We start from the raw sequence: 472 nt of genomic DNA on the forward strand, positions 1-472 counted from the left end.
GGCTTTTCCATGCAAAGAGTTTGTATTAAACCTATCTCAAAATGAATTGTGTAAGATTATCCGTCAATCTACCTCCAAACGAATCTCTGAGAAGCGTATTGCTTACCTGACTGATAAACTTATAAAACTCGCTAAACAATCTTTTTGTGCGGTCAAGAAAATCTCCCCAATGCTTGAAGAGGTTCGTTACTATGCTCAAGAATTGCTTCGTCTTTCTGAGCACAGACAGGTTGTCTTACACGACATGGTAGCTCTAGCTCAGCCTTTACCAGAGTATGACATCTTACGATCAATTCCTGGCATCGCAGAAACCACAGCGACATCTATCATTGGCGAATTGGGAGATTCGTCGCTTTCAGTCTACCAACCAAATCAACTCTTTTATTGGCATTGACCTGAGACACTATGAATCTGGGAACTTTCTCGCCAAGGAACACATTACTAAGCGAGGTAATCCCTATGCCAGAAAAAT

1 pseudogene is annotated in these 472 nt (G+C 41.3%); it reads left to right on the forward strand.

What is annotated here, in order from left to right:
- A pseudogene (locus HMPREF2837_RS03425) lies at positions 1 to 472 on the forward strand (transposase); the annotation flags it as partial.

Origin of the sequence: Streptococcus sp. HMSC071D03, assembly GCF_001812125.1 — a bacterium.
GTDB classification, from domain to species: domain Bacteria; phylum Bacillota; class Bacilli; order Lactobacillales; family Streptococcaceae; genus Streptococcus; species Streptococcus pseudopneumoniae_N.